Here is a 425-nt window from a genome sequence, read left to right as displayed (position 1 = left end):
TCTTCGGGGAATACAAACTTCTCATGGGGCTGGTCAGTGGGTGCCATCCAGGCCCGGATGCCTTCGTTCAGCAAGATGTTCTTGGTGTAGAAGGTTTCAAACTCAGGGTCTTCTGCCGCCCGGATCTCCTGCGACACAAAGTCGTAGGCCCGCAGGTTGAGACCCAGACCCACAACGCCCACCGCACTCATCCACAGGCCGGTGACCGGCACAAACAGCATGAAGAAGTGCAGCCAGCGCTTGTTCGAGAACGCAATCCCAAAAATCTGAGACCAGAATCGGTTGGCAGTCACCATCGAATAGGTCTCTTCAGCCTGGGTCGGCTCGAAAGCGCGGAAGGTGTTGGCGTTCTCACCGTCTTTGAACAGCGTGTTCTCTACCGTTGCACCGTGGATGGCGCACAGCAGCGCACCGCCCAGAATGCC

General features: G+C 57.4%; 1 protein-coding gene. It reads right to left on the bottom strand.

The genetic code is table 11. The features are described 5' to 3' along the window. Nucleotides 1-425 (bottom strand): photosynthetic reaction center family protein (locus AC0QKW_RS00045; protein ID WP_473149033.1); only part of this gene is annotated, 425 nt, incomplete at both ends.

The organism is Pseudanabaena sp. PCC 9330, from assembly GCF_055795045.1.
This window is presented reverse-complemented; position numbering and strand designations above follow the sequence as displayed.